This is a genomic window from Lacipirellulaceae bacterium (assembly GCA_040218535.1).
GTDB lineage: Bacteria > Planctomycetota > Planctomycetia > Pirellulales > Lacipirellulaceae > Adhaeretor.
In genome coordinates, this window is sequence record JAVJRG010000009.1 from 29,911 (window position 1) to 45,974 (window position 16,064).

A 16,064-nucleotide genomic window follows, 5' to 3' on the forward strand; every position below is an offset into this window, starting at 1 on the left:
TAATGAGAATGTCATGGCTAACGTGCAAACTAGTACCGCTTACATTCGCTGGTTCGATGACCTGACTATCAAGGATGTTGATACGGTCGGCGGCAAGAACGCCTCCTTAGGCGAGTTGATTCGTGAGTTGCAGCCCAAAGGCATCAAAGTTCCCGACGGGTTCGCCACGACGGCTGACGCATTTTGCTATTTTCTCCGCGATTCTGGGCTCGATACTTTTATCGCAGAAACTCTCGCCGAGATCGATGTTCACGACGTAGCAAGCCTGCAAAAAGGGGGCAACGCAATCCGCCAAGCAATCGTCACGCAACCGTTGCCAACGGATTTGGAGCTAGAAATCGTAGATGCTTACACGCAACTGCGATCGCGATCTGTATGTGATCCCGACGCACTGCTTGAGGTTGCCGTGAGAAGTAGTGCCACTGCTGAGGACCTCCCGGACGCAAGCTTTGCCGGCCAGCAAGAAACCTACTTGAATGTGCGTGGAGAATCCGACTTACTTCAGACGTGTCGGCGCTGCTTCGCGTCTCTTTATACCGACCGTGCTATTTCCTATCGGATTGATAAGGGCTTTGATCATCAACAAGTAGCCCTTTCCATAGGAGTCCAGGAAATGGTGCGTTCTGATTTGGGTGCTGCCGGTGTCATGTTCACGATCGATACCGAAAGTGGATTTCCCGATGTCATTCTTATCAATTCCGCCTACGGACTTGGAGAAAACGTCGTACAAGGTGCTGTAATCCCTGATGAATTCTATGTCTTCAAACCTACACTGAAGCAGGGCTTCGATGCCATTGTGCGAAAGAAGCTTGGCTCCAAGGAGTTCAAGTTGATTTATGACACCGGTGGGGGAAGAATGACGAAAAATGTGCCCGTAGATTCGTCTGACCGCCATCGTTTTTCGATTAGCGACTCCGAGGTTCTCCAACTCGCCCGTTGGGGACAGATCATCGAAACTCACTACAGTGAGCAGGCAGGGACACCTCGCCCAATGGACATCGAGTGGGCCAAGGATGGGATCACAGGCGATCTGTTTATTGTCCAGGCAAGACCTGAAACGGTTCAGTCGCAAAAGTCGCTGGATTGCCTAGAGCAGTATCGTCTACTGTCTCAAGGAAAAGTGCTGGCCACGGGCCGAGCGGTCGGCTCAAAAATCGGCACCGGCTCAGTTCATTGCATCACTGACGTAAGCCAGCTTAGCGGTTTTCAAAAGGGAGAGGTCCTGATCGCTGAGAAGACCGATCCAGATTGGGAACCTGTCATGAAGAAAGCTGCTGCGATCGTTACCGAGCGTGGCGGTAGGACATGCCACGCTGCAATCGTCAGTCGTGAGTTGGGACTACCTGCAGTGGTGGGTGTCGAGAAGGCAACCCATGCCCTCAAGGACGGTCAAGCAGTCACTGTTTCTTGCAGTGAAGGAGATGTTGGTAAGGTCTACGAGGGGACCTTGGATTTTCAAGTTGACCGCATATCGCTAGCCGATCTTCCGCGCCCCAAAACGCAAGTCATGATGAACCTTGCGAACCCTGAACAGGCGTTTTCTCTGGCTGCCGTTCCTAATGACGGAGTCGGCCTCGCTAGAATGGAGTTCATCATCAACGATACCATCAAGATTCACCCGATGGCTCTTCTGAATTTTGAGAAAATCGATCACTGGAATACTCGCTCTACCATCGATACCCTCACCCGCGGGTTCGCTGATAAGGCGACCTTCTTTGTTGATCGGCTTGCGCAGGGCATCGCGACTATTGCTGCCGCGTTCTACCCGAAGGACGTGATCGTACGGATGAGCGACTTCAAGACGAATGAATACGCCAACCTAATCGGAGGAGAGCCGTTTGAACCGCGCGAAGAGAATCCTATGATCGGCTTTCGTGGCGCTGCTCGATACTACCACCCTCGCTACAAGGAGGCGTTTGGCCTTGAGTGCCGAGCGATCCGCAAAGTTCGCGAGGAAATGGGGCTGATCAACGTGAAACTGATGATTCCCTTCTGTCGGACGGCAGATGAGGGGAGGCAGGTTCAGGCCGTCATGGCACAGCACGGTTTGGAGCGTGGGAGCAACGGCCTGGAAATCTACGTGATGTGCGAACTGCCTAGCAATGTGTTTAATGCGGAAGAGTTTGCAGAAATCTTTGATGGATTTTCAATTGGTTCGAACGACCTCACACAACTTATCCTTGGAGTCGATCGCGACTCAGAAATCGTCGCCAACATCTTTGATGAGCGAAATCCGGCGGTCGTCAGTGCTATTGAGTCGGTTATCAGTGTGGCGAAGGCCAAAGGCCGGAAAATAGGCATCTGTGGACAAGCGCCAAGCGACTACCCCGACTTTGCGCAAATGCTTGTCAAAGCGGGCATCGACAGCATATCGCTCACGCCCGACGCCATTCTTTCAACGACCGTCAAGATCGACGAAGCCGAGAAGTCGCTGAAGGAGCGAATATGCCAACAGTCCTAGCAGAACCAAGGGGGGAAGTGGAAAAAACTCAGTCCGAACTCTGGCATGCCAAGGAACCCGCGTACGCCATGGGGCAACTGGGCACAAGTGTCGACTTCGGCCTGAGTACAGAGGAGGCCAAGTTTCGCCGTAACCAATATGGCAATAACGAAATCCGTTCTGAGGCAGAAACGCTCTGGTACGAAGTGTTAGGACGTCAGTTTTTCGATGTCCTCATTTTTATCTTGCTCATCGCCGCGGGAGTCTCTTTAGCCGTTGGCGAATTGACTGACGCCATCACCATCCTTGCTATCGTCTTGCTTAACGGACTCTTAGGCTTTGTCCAAGAGTGGAAAGCGGAGAAAGCAATCGCGGCGTTAAAACAGATGCTGAGCCCGCAATGCCGCGTCATTCGCGATGGAGACGAGCAACAGATTGATGCAGTTGCTCTGGTCCCCGGAGATGTCGTTCTGCTTTCCACGGGCGATCGAGTTCCGGCTGATCTGAGATTAGTAGAGACTCTGAGCCTCAAAGTAGATGAATCGGCGTTGACCGGGGAATCTCTCTCTGTGGATAAACAATCCGATGCGATTGATACGAACGCTCCGCTTGCTGAAAGACCCTCGATGGCATGGGCAGGTACGGCAGTGACGAATGGACGTGCGTTGGGGATTACTGTTGCTACGGGTTCGAATACCGAGTTTGGACGCATCGCCAAACTCACACAAGACATTGGTCCTGAGACAACCACCTTGCAACGCGAACTCAGCGGCCTTGGTAAGCAACTTGGCATCTTTGCCATCGGGGTGTCACTTCTCATCGGCTTCACTGGTTGGTGGATGGGAAAAGAACTACTCGAGATGATTATGACCGGCATCTCCCTTGCCGTGGCTGTCGTCCCCGAGGGCTTACCAGCGGTCGTCACGCTCACGATGGCTCTAGGAATCCGGGAGATGGTCCGCCGAAAGGCCTTGCTTAGGCGTTTGCAAGCTGCCGAAGGACTTGGAGCCGCGACTGTGATTTGCACTGACAAAACGGGCACACTGACACAAAACCAAATGACCGTCCAAGCGATTTGGACGCCCTCGCAAAGCTACGAGGTGACAGGAGTCGGCTACGATCCGGCTGGACACTTTGAGGTGAACGGCGAGAAGATTAACTACCGTGCACAGCCTGATCTCCTTACGCTCTTGCATACAGCACTGATCTGTAACAGCGCCAAACTGACCAAGGATTCTGACGGCTGGCACGAAAGCGGTGAACCCACTGAAGCCGCTCTAGTCACCGCTGCTTTGAAGGCTTGGCTAGTGCCGCAAAAAGGGATGGCGAATGAGGCTGAGTTTCCATTCAACTCGGCACGAAAACGCATGACGGTCGTACTTCGTGATAAAGACTGCTTGACGTCACATACCAAGGGGGCACCTGAAGTCATTTTGCCACTCTGCACAAGTTGGCTCGCCGATGGCCAACAACAGCCAATGACCGACCAAGACCGTAATGCAATCTTCGAAGCTTACACGGAGATGGCCGAACAAGGATTGCGGACGCTCATCGTCGCTCGCCGTGAACTACCTGCAAGCGAGGTATTGATTGAAAGTGCCGTAGAGAAAGAGCTCACCTTGCTGGGAATCGTTGGCATGACCGATCCGCCGCGACCTGAAGCCGCGAGCGCGGTTCAGTTAGCGCAGACGGCAGGTATTCGGGTCCTCATGATCACCGGAGATTCTGCACCGACAGCAATCGCTATTGCGCGGCGTGTCGGAATCAATGCAGAGCAAGCGATTACCGGGCAGCAATTGGAGCAACTCAGCAATGAGCAGTTAAGTGAAGAATTGAAAAATGACATTGTCTTCGCCCGCACGACACCCGAACACAAACTGAGAATCGTCAAGCTGCTACAAAGCCAGGGCCATATCGTGGGTATGACTGGCGATGGTGTGAATGATGCACCGGCTTTGAAAAAAGCAGATGTCGGTATCGCCATGGGGATTCGGGGCACCGAGGTTGCCAAGGGAGCAGCTGACATGGTACTCACCGACGATAATTTCAACTCCATTGTGAAGGCCGTCGAAGAAGGGCGGCGACAGTACGACAACATTCAGAAGTTTGTGCGCTATTTGCTTTCCGCAAATACCGGCGAGATCGTTGCGATCTTTCTAAATATCGTGCTCGGCGGCCCGCTTATCCTGCTTCCGGTACAAATCCTTTGGATGAATTTGGTCACCGACGGTTTGAGTGCTTTGGCACTTGGGTTGGAGCCTGCCGAGCCTGCCCTGATGCGCTCTAAGCCACGTGATCCGCGTCAGCCGATCTTGGATCGCAAGGGAATGCTTATTATCGCGTGCCTAGGAACCTACATCGGCGTTGCAACGCTGGCCTTGTTCCAATTTTATCTCCGGAGCAACGATCCACACCAAGTTGCTCTGGCCGGAACTGTGGCATTTACTGGGATCATCATCATCGAGAAAATGAATGTTCTCAACTTTCGCTCACTCCGTTCGCCCCTAACCTCGATTGGATTTTTTACGAATCCGTGGATATTGATCGCGATCCTTTCGACAATCAGCCTGCAGGTAATGGCCGTTTATTTCCCCCCTTTGCAACGAGCCCTACATACCGTGCCGCTAGGATGGCGTGATTGGGGACTAATGGTTGCGATCTCGCTGCCCATTCTAATCGTTCCGCAGGCATATCGGTTGGTGATGTCGGAGGGAAAGGAGCCCGTTTAAATGAAATCGTGACTAACGGCTTAGCAGATGCAGTATGCTGCAAAGCAAAAAAAAACAATCGAAAGAATATTGGAGGTGAGGCTATGAACCGTTTTAAGAAAATCCTAGTAGGAGTTGATTTATCATGGGGAGACCGCCTGGTCGCACAAAGGCTGACTCCCCCCAATGCTGAGGCGGTCAAGCAGGCCATTTGGCTCGCAAAGCGCAACTCCGCGGCGATTCATTTTTTCGCGGCGCTCGACCTCTCTGCAAGAGCGCAACATCTACTCTCACAGTGCGAAACCACGGAGAAGACGATTCTGGATGAAGCGCAGCAGCAACTCGATGCCTGCGTTGCTCGTGCGAAGGAACGAGGAGTCGATGCCAGCGACGAAGTCGTCATCGGACGAAGTTGGTTGGAATTAATCAGGCAGGTCATTCGCGGCCAGCATGATTTGCTTGTGGTCGGAACACGCCATCTGGGAGCCATGCAGGGAGCATTGTTTGGTAGTACAGGCATGAAACTCCTGCGGAAATGTCCCTGTGCGCTCTGGGTGACACAGCCCTTAAGAGACGAGGCTTTCGATTCGATCCTGGTAGCGCATGACCTGCGTCCTGTCGGCGACCTCGCATTGGAATTGGGGAGTACGATGGCGCAGCTACACGATGCGAAACTCCACGTGCTTCACGCAGCCGACCCTCGTGAGGTCGACCATCTGCCTGGCGAGAGTGACTCTGCGGAAAGTGCAGAAGGCTACTGTCGCGAGGCAGAGAAGCGGCTTCGCTCGAATCTTTCGAATGCAGACTTTTCCAGTCCGCCACAAGTACACGTGAGCATCGAGCGCCCAGATATCGCTATTTTAGATAGCATCGCGAAGAATCAGATTGACCTGGTCGTCATGGGAACGATTGGACGAACGGGTTTCCCAGGTTTCGTCATCGGGAACACGGCCGAACGACTGCTGCCTAAGATTCCTTGTTCCTTACTGGCTGTGAAGCCAGAGGACTTCAAAAGCCCTGTCCAGCTAACTTCCGATGAGTTTGAAGACGATCTCGTCACTTAGCAAATCACTCACTAATCCCGCAGCACAAACACAGGACAATGAGCTAATCGAACAACGCGTTCTGCGACCGATCCTAGTAGAATACGCTTGATTCCTGTCCTGCCGTGCGAGGGGATCACGATCACGTCAGCACCGATTTCCTCCGCGCACTTGGCGATCTCGTGCCCTGGGTCACCAAAAGAAACTCGGAAATCGATTACACGGTATCGCTCATCCGCGAAGTTTTTCCAGAATGCTTCCTCAATGTGGTCGCGTTGCGACTTCTCTGAAAGGGCACCCCAAACCGATTCCGGCGAAGTCACAGACAGATTCACCCCCACATTAACAGCACAAACGTCCGTGGTTAGGGAAACCATCTGCAACGCCTCGTCTAGAGCACGATGCGATTCCTCACTGAAATCGATTGGCACCAGTATTTTCTTGCCCTCAAACCAGTTCATTCTGATGACTCCGTGTTAGAGGTTCTTGGTCGACAGCCGCGAGCCTTCCTGAGGCATCACAATGGCCTTTAGGATGTCAAAGGTGCTCACGATCCCTACTGGGCGTGAGTTCTCATCAATGACAATCAAACGATGGATGTGACTGCCAATCATGTATTCCGCCGCATCCAGCAGCGAGAGGTTTAAATCGACTGTCTGCGGTGCTCGACTCATGAACTGATCGACCAGATCTTCTGCTCCAAACTCAGCCCAGTAGCGTTGGTCGCGGACTTCAGTCGTTTCGGATGAGTCGTCAGGATGCATCGCTACACCGCACCAACCCTCTCTTGGTCGTTCGCGTCGCATAAAGTCGTAATCGCTGAGTACCCCCACGCAGTGATCGAACTCATCAACGACGGGGGCCCCAGTGACGCCAGCCTTAATGAGGAGTTGTGACGCCTCAGACATCGTGGCGTGGACTGGCAGTGTGACCAATTCCCGTGACATGGCGTCACTGACTGGAATCTCTTGCAAATGTCGGGCAGCAACATTCATGAGCTAGCCATCTTCTGTTTTTCCGTGCTTGACTCCTCAAGCTCCGGGTTTGGCATCTTTACCGTGAGAACCGGGCACTTCGCTTGTCGAACCAGGGACTCCGCCACGCTTCCCATCAACAACCGGTAGGCTCCTGTCCTACCGTGTGTGCCGATGACAATCATGTCAGGCTCTTCCTTGGCAGCGTATAGCAGGATCTGCTCCGTGGCTTTTCCACGCATGAAGACATGCTCGTAGGAGACCTTTAAAGACGCCGGGCGAATACGGAGCAGGCGATCGTATTGCCGACGGGCTATTTCATCCACCTGCGGGACATATCCGTACCCGACATCCCCAAAGATCAACCCTGGCGTCTCATCATCAACGTGGAGGATCAGAAGCTTGGCACCCGTCGCTGCTGCCAGGGTAGTGGCATACTCAAGGGCCAAATCACTGTTTGGGGAAAAGTCAGTCGCATAGAGAATCTTGCCGAATTTCATGGCTTCTCTCCACCTAAGTCCGTGACGTAGTGCCCGAGATCAGTGCAGGCTGAGCTTCGATCTGATACTCGGTCCTTTCTGGCCAGCCGACTGTCTGTCGCCTTCATCGCCCTCGGTGCTTGCCTGAGGCATTGGTTGCTTGACGGTTAGCACGGGGCATTTTGCGTGACGCAACACGCCTTCCGCGATACTTCCCATGAGCAGACGGGAAAGGCCGGACCGACCGTGCGTACCCATGACAATCAAGTCCACCTGCTCTCGGTCAGCGAGGCTCACGATCTCCTGCTCTGGAGAGCCTTCCAAGAAGCGATGCTCTACTTGAACACCGTCTTTGGTGGGCTGGACTTGCTCAAGCAACCTGCGGTTCTCGCGTTCCACATCCTGAGCGTAGTCAGGCATCGTTGCCATTGACACTCCCGTGTACCCTGTGAGGTAAAGTGGTGTCGCATTAAATACATGGGCAATGATGAGCTTTGCCCCAGTCTCCGCTGCAAGCGTGGAAGCATATCCGAGGGCAGCTTCACTCGACTCAGAGAAATCGGTTGGGAATAGGATCTTAAGAATGTTCATGACTTCTCCTTCAGGCTAAGGCGACAGTTCGACGACAACGTGCTTCGCGTTTTTCCCCGTCCAACTAGCTGACTAGTGAAGCAATTCACGTACCAAGTTCAGGGCCTTTGCCTGTCTGACTCTTATCCGTGTCTCTTAACAAGTTTCCGCCTTTATGGTTCGTGACCGCACAGTGCCGCTGTGCAGTTCCGCACACTAAATCACAGTTTCCGACGGGAAGCTGCAGTTTCGTAATAGATTTCCCAGCAATTGAAAGGGTTCGGTAGTCCTTCTTCTGGGTACGCAGTTTGCTTACTGCAAAGTGGGATCTCGCTGAGTAAGCATATTCTCTCGTTACTAGGAGTCACGAATGAAAATTGTCATCGCAGGGGTTGCCGCTTTATCCCTCATCCTTATCTCGCAAGTCTCTGGGCAAGGTGAGATCGCAGGAGGGGGGTCGAAGAGTAAGAATCCACCCGCGGCAAAGAAGATTGATGATCCAGTGAAGTTCAATATCTGGATGGATGTCAAACTCAAGCAATCGCAGGAAGTCCTCGCCGGTTTGGCCGAGGGTGATTTTCAAGCGATACAAGAGAGCACGAAGCAGCTCAAAACCTTGAGTAAGATTGAAGGCTTTGTGCGACGTGGCTTTCCCGGTTACACAACCCAGCTGCAATCTTTCGAGTTTGCCGTCGAAGAGATCGAAAATCAGGCTAAGAAAGAGAATATTGAAGGCGTTGCGCTGGGATTCCAGCAACTCACACTTAGTTGCGTGAATTGCCATAAACAGCTCAGGCAGCCTCTGGCAGCTGAGCGTGAGGAGAGTGCCAAGTGAATCGTCTACGTGGTCTGTCTAATAGTCTCGTAACAGTGCAGAAAGAAAGGGTGCAAAAATGACAACCTATGCGAATGCACGCGGAGCGGCGCTTGAGCGTGCCTATCAACACTGGCGTGAACGTGGTGCACTCTTGCAGGTCCACCCCAAATCCGCGAAAGAACTTCCAAGCCCGGTGACAATTGCCATTAGCCGCGAAAAGGGAACTGGAGGCGAAGTCGTTGCGAGACGTGTCGCCCAGGAGCTTGGCTGGCCCTGCTATGACCGTGAACTGGTAGAAACGATCGCGGAAGATTCAGGAGTGCGAGCAGATCTGCTAGAGAAACTTGACGAGAAGCGTCCTAACTGGATAGCCGAGTGCTTGGAAAGTTTCTCCGACGGTAAGCACATGAGCGGCGCAGGCTATGCGAAGCGTCTCCGCGATACGCTGTTAGCACTCTATTGCCATGGAAATTGCGTCATCCTCGGTCGGGGTGCCGCACAAGTCCTTCCGCCTGCGAACACACTGCGGGTATGTCTGATCGCACCTAAGCTGTTTCGCATACGGGAAGCGACCGGTCGGCTTGGAGTTAGCGAAAAAGCAGAAAAGGAAGTCGCACACGCCGACCGCGACCGTGTGGACTTCGTCAAGAGCTACTTCCACAAGGATCCCAAAAATCTACGTGACTACGATGTTGTGTTGGATGCATCGCGGCTAGGAGAGGAGACGATGGTTCGTCTCCTCGTTGCGGCTGCAAAGGCTAAGCAGCCTCTCCAAGATTCGACAAGTACGTAAGTCACGACCGAGGCTTGCAAAATGGACTAATACCGCCCAAGATGGCTGGCTTACCTCCAGCTTTTCCGAGGCGTACGCGTCCCCGCGTTACCGTAGGTCCAGATTGTCAGGCCATCCATGGAACCGCACTCCACCGAACGTGAGTTTGGTCGCCTTCTCGAAGATTCGCTCAACGAGATTTTCATCTTCGATGCAGAAACCCTGCAGTTCTTACAAGTGAACCGAGGTGGCCGAGAGAATCTCGGGATGACGATGGAGGAGTTGCGCGAGCTGACCCCCGTTGATATCAAGCCCGAGTTAACCCGCCAAGCCTTCGAAACGCTCCTTCAGCCATTGAGGGATGGCTCCCAGGAGACACTGGTCTTTAACACCCTGCATCGACGTAAAGATAGTTCCGACTACAGTGTCGAGGTTCACCTGCAGTTGGCAACCTTTCACGACCGGCCAGCCTTCATCGCCATCATCCTGGATACGACGCTCCGCAATGAGACGGCTGACCAGTTAAGGGTGCGCAACCAAGCGATAGAATCTGTCGGGGTAGGCGTGGTAATTAGCGATGCTCGGCAACATGATATGCCGATCGTGTATTGCAACCAGGCTTTCACAAAAATCACGGGCTATTCTTCGGCGGAGGTTATTGGTCACAACTGTCGTTTCCTGCAACAGAACGACCGCGATCAAGAAGCGAGACATACTATCCGCGATGCGGTGAAATCAGGCACAGAATGTCGGGTTCTCCTGCGTAATTATCGTAAGAATGGCGAACTCTTTTGGAACGATCTGCTCATTTCTCCGGTGAGAAACATCGAGGGTACCGTCACTCACTATATCGGGCTCTGCAATGATCTCACCCAACGCATTCGCGCTGAGGAAGACAAAGCCGATCGAGAAGCACGACTACGGGCAATTCTGGAAGCGGCCGTTGAGGCAATCATCACGATTGATGAAGACGGTATCTGCGAATCCCTAAATCCTGCGGCAGAATCAATGTTTGGCTATTCTGCAGGTGAGGTCCTTGGCAAGAACATTTCGATGCTCATGCCCTCTCCCTACCGCGAGGAACATGACCAGTATCTTCAAAATTATTTGAGCACGGGCGAGAAGAAGATCATCGGAATAGGTCGTGAGGTGATCGGGAGGCGTAAAAACGGAGAAGAATTCCCGATGGAACTCTCCGTCAGCGAGGTCGACGTCAAGGGAAGGCGGCTCTTCACGGGAATGATTCGCGACATCACCGATATCAAACGATCTCAACAGCAGCTGATCCAGTCGGAACGACTTGCAGCATTGGGTGAAGCCACAGCTCGATTAGCGCATGAAAGCCGCAATTCGTTGCAGCGGATCCAGATTGCCGTGGAAACGGCACGACTACATTGCGATGAGCATCAACTGCTTGAGGATCAACTCGATTCCATCGAAAATGCCAGTGATCGACTCCATGCTTTGCACGAAGAGGTACGCAACTATGCCGCGCCACTGAACCTCGAGTTGACGAAAACGAATCTTACGGAAGTTTGGAGAAACGCCTGGGAGTCAACCCGGTCTCTCCGGGAGGGGCGAAAAGTCTTGCTAACGGAAAACGTACAGCGTGAGGAAGTGCATGGCCATGTTGATAAGTTTCGGTTCGAGCAAGTCTTTCGCAACCTGTTTGAAAACGCACTTGTTGCGTGCCCCGATCCGGTTGAGATAACGATCGATTTGAAGAAGAGCCATACTGCTTCGGGGGACGAATGGCACATCACGGTGCAGGACAACGGTACTGGCCTTGATGAGCAGCAGTGCAAGCGTGTTTTTGAGCCGTTCTATTCAACGAAATCTAAAGGGACCGGTCTCGGCCTTGCTATTGCGCAGAGAATTGTGAGGGCTCACGGCGGCAATATGGCCGTGATTTCAACCGAAGAGCGTGGTGCCAAATTCGAAATCGTGCTACCGGACGATTCAGCCACGAAGTTGCCGACTTAGTTATGGCCAGTTTGTGTGCCGAACCGCTCAACACGGTGACGTATTCGCTCACTTCCTTCGAGATAGATTTTCGAACACGGGCTCTGGTCTGTGCTGGTGAGAAGAAAATGATTGGCGCGCGAGTTGCGACAGCTCTCTACTCCTGCATGATCTGGCTGCGGATTGAGTTTTCCAGCTAGGTTACGGAACTTCGAGAGAGCGAAAGGAACTTGCCCAATGGTTGCTGCTACAAAGCTAGTGAGTACTACTTCCGAACCACGACAGTCGACAAGAACGGCTTCGTCCGCCTATCACGTCGCTGAAGCTTTGCGAAAGAATGCACATCACGGCTTAACTTGCGTGACTTGCGAGATTCGCGACGGGATGGTGATTCTGCACGGCAAAGTGCCTCGCTACTATGTCAAGCAAATGGCCCAAGAAATCGCAAAGAATTCCGAGGGGGTCGACTCGGTAGTGAATCGCATTCAGGTAGAAACAGAGCCTTTGGACCCAACACACTCCCGCTAGACAATACCAGCTAGCCCCAAACCAACGAGGTAGGCAAGCGCTGCAGCTCCTCCGCCGATCGCCAATGTTTCGAATCCAGCTCGGTACCATGGTTCGTCCACGAACCAAGACTTGGAAGCGCCAACCAAGAAAAAAGCGACTGCCGTCAGGACGGTGCTCATGACATAAGGATTGCCGATTCCCTCAGCAAAAATCATTTCCAAGAAGAATGCCAGGAGTGGAATAAAACCGACGACGATAAACGCGACCAGGGTCGTCACCGCGGCTCGGATCGCCGAGGGACCCTCCAGCTGCAAACCCAACTCCTCCACGAGCATTGTATCGACCCAACGTCGGCGATCCGCGGTAATCACATCAACGGCTCCTTCCAGCTGCTCGCCTTCGAACCCCTTGCTAGCGAAGATTTGGCGTATCTCCTCACGCTCTCCTTCCGGGTATTCTGCGATTTGGCTCTCTTCGATCCGGCGAGCCTTTCGGAGGAGCTCTTCTTCGGTTTTGGTTCCCAAGTAGTTACTCGCCGCCATACTGAATCCGTCACCGACAAGATTTGCCATCCCAAGTATGATGATCACGCCTGTAGATAGTCCTGCGCCTGCAACTCCCGAGACGACGGCAAAGGTCGTCACGGTGCCATCGATAGCTCCGTAGACAAAGTCCTTCAAATAGCTGTGAGTCTTCGGGGCTTGAAGTCGCTCGCGGATAAGGTCAGGGGTGTGGGAGGCAGCGAGCTCATTTTCCTTGCCAGATGCAGTCTTCACAGTTGATATTCCCTTATGAATAATCCTCGAGAGCTAGTCTGTTCTCTGAACTCGTCTTATTAGCCTGAGCAGACGTGTGTGTCATCCGCTTGTGTAACTTCCGATTCAAACCCCAGCTAATCAAGGCCAGTATGCCTGTGATCAGTAGGCTTGGGAAAACCCAACCTCCTGGTAAGTCACCGGTTATTTTGAAGTGGATAAGATAGAACGAGCTGATTCCAATGGCGACCAACAGACCTCCTGCGAATTCCCAGCGCCAGAGGATAGCAAAGCCGAGTAAACTTGTGACAAAACTTAGTGTCAGTAACGCTTCGCCTGGTTTGCTAAAAAGTTCCTTAGGGATGCCTTCTCCCAGGATATGCAGGATCACGAAAGCTAAAATCAATAAGCCAACGATTCTTGCTGACCACCTGAGAAGCAAAGATGAAATGCGGAGCAGATCAATTTTCACAATGCCCTCCATAGGCTTGATGATCTGTCAGGACTCGCGTGCTGTTTCGGTCGCGTCAATCTGAAATTTTTCAATTAGGCGGTACAAACTACGTCGGCTCACTCCTAGAGCCTTGGCGGACCTGAGCTTATTCCCATTTTCTTTCTGTAGCGCCTGGACGACTCGAGCACGCGTCAGTGACGCCAAGTCGGCATCAGCCATGGCGGGTGAACTCGACGACGTATCATCGGGGCTGAGAACCTCCGGGGGCAAGTTCTCTCTCCGAAGCAACTCGTCGCTAGCGAGAATCTTGGCCCGCTCGATCGCGTTGATCAGTTGCCTGACATTCCCAGGCCAGGAGTACTCCTGAATCGCCTTGCGGAATGCAGGTTCCAGCTCCCAGCCTGCACCCGCAAAATGCCCCGCCAGCAGGAGGACATCGTCTCCACGCTCACGCAGCGGCGGAAGGACGAGTGACATAACGTTGATTCGATAGTAGAGATCTTCCCGAAATCGCTTCTCGGCAACCTCCTTGACCATGTCGCGATTCGTCGCGGCAATGATGCGGACATTGACTCGGCGTTCTTTCAGCGAACCGACTCTTCTTAGGGAACCGTCCTCTAGTACACGCAAAAGTTTAGGTTGTAGTGATGGTGCAAGCTCGCCGATCTCATCAATGAAGAGCGTACCGCCATCGGCAACCTCGAAGAGACCAGGTTTCGTATTCGCGGCTCCAGTAAAGGCTCCCTTCTCGTGGCCAAACAGTTCACTTTCTAAGAGTTGCTCCGGCAGGGCTGCACAATTGACCACAACGAGAGGCTTCTTTGCCCGCTGACTGGACTCGTGCAATGCGCGAGCGACCAACTCTTTGCCCGTGCCGCTTTCTCCCTGGATGAGAATCGGCTTATCGCTAGGAGCAACGCGTTCAATCAATCGAAAAACTTCGTGCATTGCTGGCGATTCACCAATCATGCTGCCATGAGGCTCGTTTCGCCTTATTAGAGTCCGCAGTTGATTGTTTTCCTTTCGTATGCGGCCTGCTTCTGCAGCCTTGGTGATCACCGCCTCAAGTTGGCTTAGCTTGGTAGGCTTAGTAAGAAAGTCATACGCACCAAGCTTCATCGCTTGGACAGCTTTTTCTACTGTTCCCTCACCAGTAAGTAGGATCACTTGAGTTTCTGTGTTGTCTGTGTTGATCTTTTCTAACAGGTCAATTCCTGACATTCCTGCCATGACCATATCCAAGATCACCACGTCATAGGCGCGGCTCTGCAACTTCTCCAAGGCGGCCTCAGCACTTTCCGCTTGCTCAACCTGATGCCCTAACTGGAAAAAATAGTTGGCAAACCCTTGGCGAAGATTGTCGTCGTCATCCACAAACAGAAGATCGAGGGTGCTACTCATGTTGCGTTTTCACATGGTTTTATTTGATCGTCATGAAGGACTATTGAGCGGCGACTCCTTCGTCCATGTAAGATGCCAGAGTGGTTGCGTAGTTCGCCCGCTCGAAAACGGCTGAAGAGCCACATGCTTTTCTGCTGAGGCTTCCAATCAACTGGCTTACCTTCTGGTACTCATGATACGTTAACCAAGCAAGCATCTCATCCCGAATATCTAACAGGGAATCGACCCCATTCTGCAGCAGCGTCGAGGTTAGCATGACCACGTCAGCTCCCGACGCTAGAGCCTTGAGGGCATCAGTCCCGTTGTGAATGCCGCTAGAAGCTGCCAATGAAATCCTGAGTTGGTCTCGAAGAATGCCCAGCCAACGTATCGAGAGTCGCGCTTCACTGGGGTGGCTAAGCTCAAGGTGCGGAGCTACGCGGTGATGCTCCAGGTCAATGTCAGGCTCAAGAAACCGGTTGAAGAGTACTACCCCGTCGACTCCGGCTTCCGCCAACTGCCTAGCAAAGTAGGGGAGACTCGAAAAATAGGGCCCGATTTTCACCGCAAGGGGAATGTCCACTTTTTGCCTGACCTTCGAAATGACATCGAGATACTGTGCCTCGACCGTCATGGGGGATGCACTCGGATCGATGGGAACGTAGTAGAGATTGAGTTCCAATGCATCAGCACCGGCGTCTCGGATGCGTCGTGCGAAATCAATCCAGCCCCCAAGCGATATTCCGTTAAGGCTCCCGATAATTGGCATTGTTACTGCTGCCCTTGCCCTCCCCACAAGCGATGCGTAATTGTCAGGGCCTGAATTGTAGTAGTTGAGAGTTGGAAACTCTGCCATTGATTCGAGAGCTTCGTCGGTCTTTTTGCTCCGCGTCACCTGTTCTTCAAATAGTGAGGGAAGGACCGCAGCCCCCGCTCCAAGTTCCTCCATATGCCGTAGCACATCCGGCTGTCCGGTACATGGCGATGCAGAAGCGACGATTGGGCTGCGAAGTTTTAGTCCAAGATATTCCGTGGAAAAATCAACAGCAGGCATGATTCATCCTCTCAATGAAGATTGATGGGTTTATGGTCAATTGAAAGAGCAATTCACGCGCCAACTGCATCTATGCAGGGACGAACTATCGGAAACGCTGAAAGATCGCAACGATCCTCAGGAAACAAGCGTGCGTTCCTTACGGC

General features: G+C 52.8%; 15 protein-coding genes. 7 read left to right on the plus strand and 8 right to left on the minus strand.

Features of this window, described 5'->3' with window-relative positions; translation table 11 throughout:
- The first annotated feature begins 13 nt into the window (after positions 1-13).
- The 3 genes from ppsA to RIB44_11190 all read left to right on the plus strand — a co-directional run bounded on the left by ppsA (position 14) and on the right by RIB44_11190 (position 6,212).
- Complete coding sequence (gene ppsA / locus RIB44_11180; protein ID MEQ8617147.1) at positions 14-2,461, plus strand: phosphoenolpyruvate synthase; 2,448 nt, start codon at positions 14-16, stop codon at positions 2,459-2,461.
- Complete coding sequence (locus tag RIB44_11185) at positions 2,446-5,169, plus strand: HAD-IC family P-type ATPase (GenBank protein MEQ8617148.1); 2,724 nt, start codon at positions 2,446-2,448, stop codon at positions 5,167-5,169. The genes ppsA and RIB44_11185 overlap by 16 nt, the downstream gene beginning before the upstream one ends.
- Positions 5,170-5,252: 83 nt before the next feature.
- A complete protein-coding gene (locus RIB44_11190) occupies positions 5,253-6,212 on the plus strand; it encodes a universal stress protein (protein ID MEQ8617149.1) in 960 nt (319 codons plus the stop codon).
- A gap of 11 nt (positions 6,213-6,223) precedes the next feature.
- Here the strand turns inward: RIB44_11190 and RIB44_11195 are convergent, their stop codons facing one another.
- Genes RIB44_11195 through RIB44_11210 form a run of 4 tightly spaced genes read right to left on the minus strand, consistent with a single transcriptional unit; the run spans position 6,224 to position 8,235 of the window.
- On the minus strand, positions 6,224-6,652 hold the full coding sequence (locus tag RIB44_11195; protein MEQ8617150.1) for a universal stress protein: 429 nt from the start codon (positions 6,650-6,652) through the stop codon (positions 6,224-6,226).
- Positions 6,653-6,667: 15 nt separating this feature from the next.
- On the minus strand, positions 6,668-7,186 hold the full coding sequence (locus RIB44_11200) for a CBS domain-containing protein (protein ID MEQ8617151.1): 519 nt from the start codon (positions 7,184-7,186) through the stop codon (positions 6,668-6,670).
- Positions 7,183-7,665 (minus strand): universal stress protein, encoded by a 483-nt coding sequence (locus RIB44_11205; GenBank protein ID MEQ8617152.1) that lies wholly within the window; start codon positions 7,663-7,665, stop codon positions 7,183-7,185. The genes RIB44_11200 and RIB44_11205 overlap by 4 nt, the downstream gene beginning before the upstream one ends.
- A 39-nt stretch (positions 7,666-7,704) precedes the next feature.
- On the minus strand, positions 7,705-8,235 hold the full coding sequence (locus RIB44_11210) for a universal stress protein (protein ID MEQ8617153.1): 531 nt from the start codon (positions 8,233-8,235) through the stop codon (positions 7,705-7,707).
- A 349-nt stretch (positions 8,236-8,584) separates the two neighbouring features.
- Here RIB44_11210 and RIB44_11215 point away from each other — a divergent pair, with 349 nt between their 5' ends.
- From RIB44_11215 to RIB44_11230, 4 genes are all read left to right on the plus strand, one after another.
- Positions 8,585-9,049 carry a hypothetical protein gene (locus RIB44_11215; GenBank protein ID MEQ8617154.1) on the plus strand — a complete coding sequence of 155 codons (465 nt, stop codon included), beginning with the start codon at positions 8,585-8,587 and terminating at the stop codon, positions 9,047-9,049.
- A gap of 58 nt (positions 9,050-9,107) precedes the next feature.
- The gene (locus RIB44_11220) at positions 9,108-9,824 is read left to right on the plus strand and encodes a cytidylate kinase-like family protein (protein MEQ8617155.1); all 717 of its coding nucleotides are present in this window, start codon (positions 9,108-9,110) and stop codon (positions 9,822-9,824) included.
- Between the two features lie 117 nt (positions 9,825-9,941).
- Positions 9,942-11,786, plus strand: coding sequence for a PAS domain S-box protein (locus RIB44_11225; GenBank protein ID MEQ8617156.1), 1,845 nt, complete (start codon positions 9,942-9,944; stop codon positions 11,784-11,786).
- A 216-nt stretch (positions 11,787-12,002) separates the two neighbouring features.
- Positions 12,003-12,293, plus strand: a complete 291-nt coding sequence (locus RIB44_11230) for a BON domain-containing protein (GenBank protein ID MEQ8617157.1) — start codon at positions 12,003-12,005, stop codon at positions 12,291-12,293.
- Here the strand turns inward: RIB44_11230 and RIB44_11235 are convergent.
- From RIB44_11235 to RIB44_11250, 4 genes are read right to left on the minus strand one after another with little or no spacing between them, the layout of a single operon-like run.
- Positions 12,290-13,051, minus strand: a complete 762-nt coding sequence (locus RIB44_11235) for a VIT1/CCC1 transporter family protein (GenBank protein ID MEQ8617158.1) — start codon at positions 13,049-13,051, stop codon at positions 12,290-12,292. The two genes, RIB44_11230 and RIB44_11235, sit on opposite strands and share 4 nt — an antisense overlap.
- A 13-nt stretch (positions 13,052-13,064) precedes the next feature.
- Positions 13,065-13,502, minus strand: coding sequence for a hypothetical protein (locus RIB44_11240; protein ID MEQ8617159.1), 438 nt, complete (start codon positions 13,500-13,502; stop codon positions 13,065-13,067).
- Between the two features lie 27 nt (positions 13,503-13,529).
- Positions 13,530-14,885 (minus strand): sigma-54 dependent transcriptional regulator, encoded by a 1,356-nt coding sequence (locus RIB44_11245; protein ID MEQ8617160.1) that lies wholly within the window; start codon positions 14,883-14,885, stop codon positions 13,530-13,532.
- Between the two features lie 40 nt (positions 14,886-14,925).
- Positions 14,926-15,918 (minus strand): dihydroorotate dehydrogenase-like protein, encoded by a 993-nt coding sequence (locus tag RIB44_11250; GenBank protein MEQ8617161.1) that lies wholly within the window; start codon positions 15,916-15,918, stop codon positions 14,926-14,928.
- Positions 15,919-16,064 lie beyond the last annotated feature (146 nt).

Coding starts and splice junctions, on each gene's coding strand:
- ppsA (MEQ8617147.1), top strand. CDS start 14: ATGGCTAACGTGCAAACTAGTACCGCTTACATTCGCTGGTTCGATGAC.
- RIB44_11195 (MEQ8617150.1), bottom strand. CDS start 6,652: ATGAACTGGTTTGAGGGCAAGAAAATACTGGTGCCAATCGATTTCAGT.
- RIB44_11245 (MEQ8617160.1), bottom strand. CDS start 14,885: ATGAGTAGCACCCTCGATCTTCTGTTTGTGGATGACGACGACAATCTT.
- RIB44_11230 (MEQ8617157.1), top strand. CDS start 12,003: ATGGTTGCTGCTACAAAGCTAGTGAGTACTACTTCCGAACCACGACAG.
- RIB44_11190 (MEQ8617149.1), top strand. CDS start 5,253: ATGAACCGTTTTAAGAAAATCCTAGTAGGAGTTGATTTATCATGGGGA.
- RIB44_11210 (MEQ8617153.1), bottom strand. CDS start 8,235: ATGAACATTCTTAAGATCCTATTCCCAACCGATTTCTCTGAGTCGAGT.
- RIB44_11185 (MEQ8617148.1), top strand. CDS start 2,446: ATGCCAACAGTCCTAGCAGAACCAAGGGGGGAAGTGGAAAAAACTCAG.
- RIB44_11205 (MEQ8617152.1), bottom strand. CDS start 7,665: ATGAAATTCGGCAAGATTCTCTATGCGACTGACTTTTCCCCAAACAGT.
- RIB44_11225 (MEQ8617156.1), top strand. CDS start 9,942: ATGGAACCGCACTCCACCGAACGTGAGTTTGGTCGCCTTCTCGAAGAT.
- RIB44_11215 (MEQ8617154.1), top strand. CDS start 8,585: ATGAAAATTGTCATCGCAGGGGTTGCCGCTTTATCCCTCATCCTTATC.
- RIB44_11220 (MEQ8617155.1), top strand. CDS start 9,108: ATGACAACCTATGCGAATGCACGCGGAGCGGCGCTTGAGCGTGCCTAT.
- RIB44_11250 (MEQ8617161.1), bottom strand. CDS start 15,918: ATGCCTGCTGTTGATTTTTCCACGGAATATCTTGGACTAAAACTTCGC.
- RIB44_11200 (MEQ8617151.1), bottom strand. CDS start 7,186: ATGAATGTTGCTGCCCGACATTTGCAAGAGATTCCAGTCAGTGACGCC.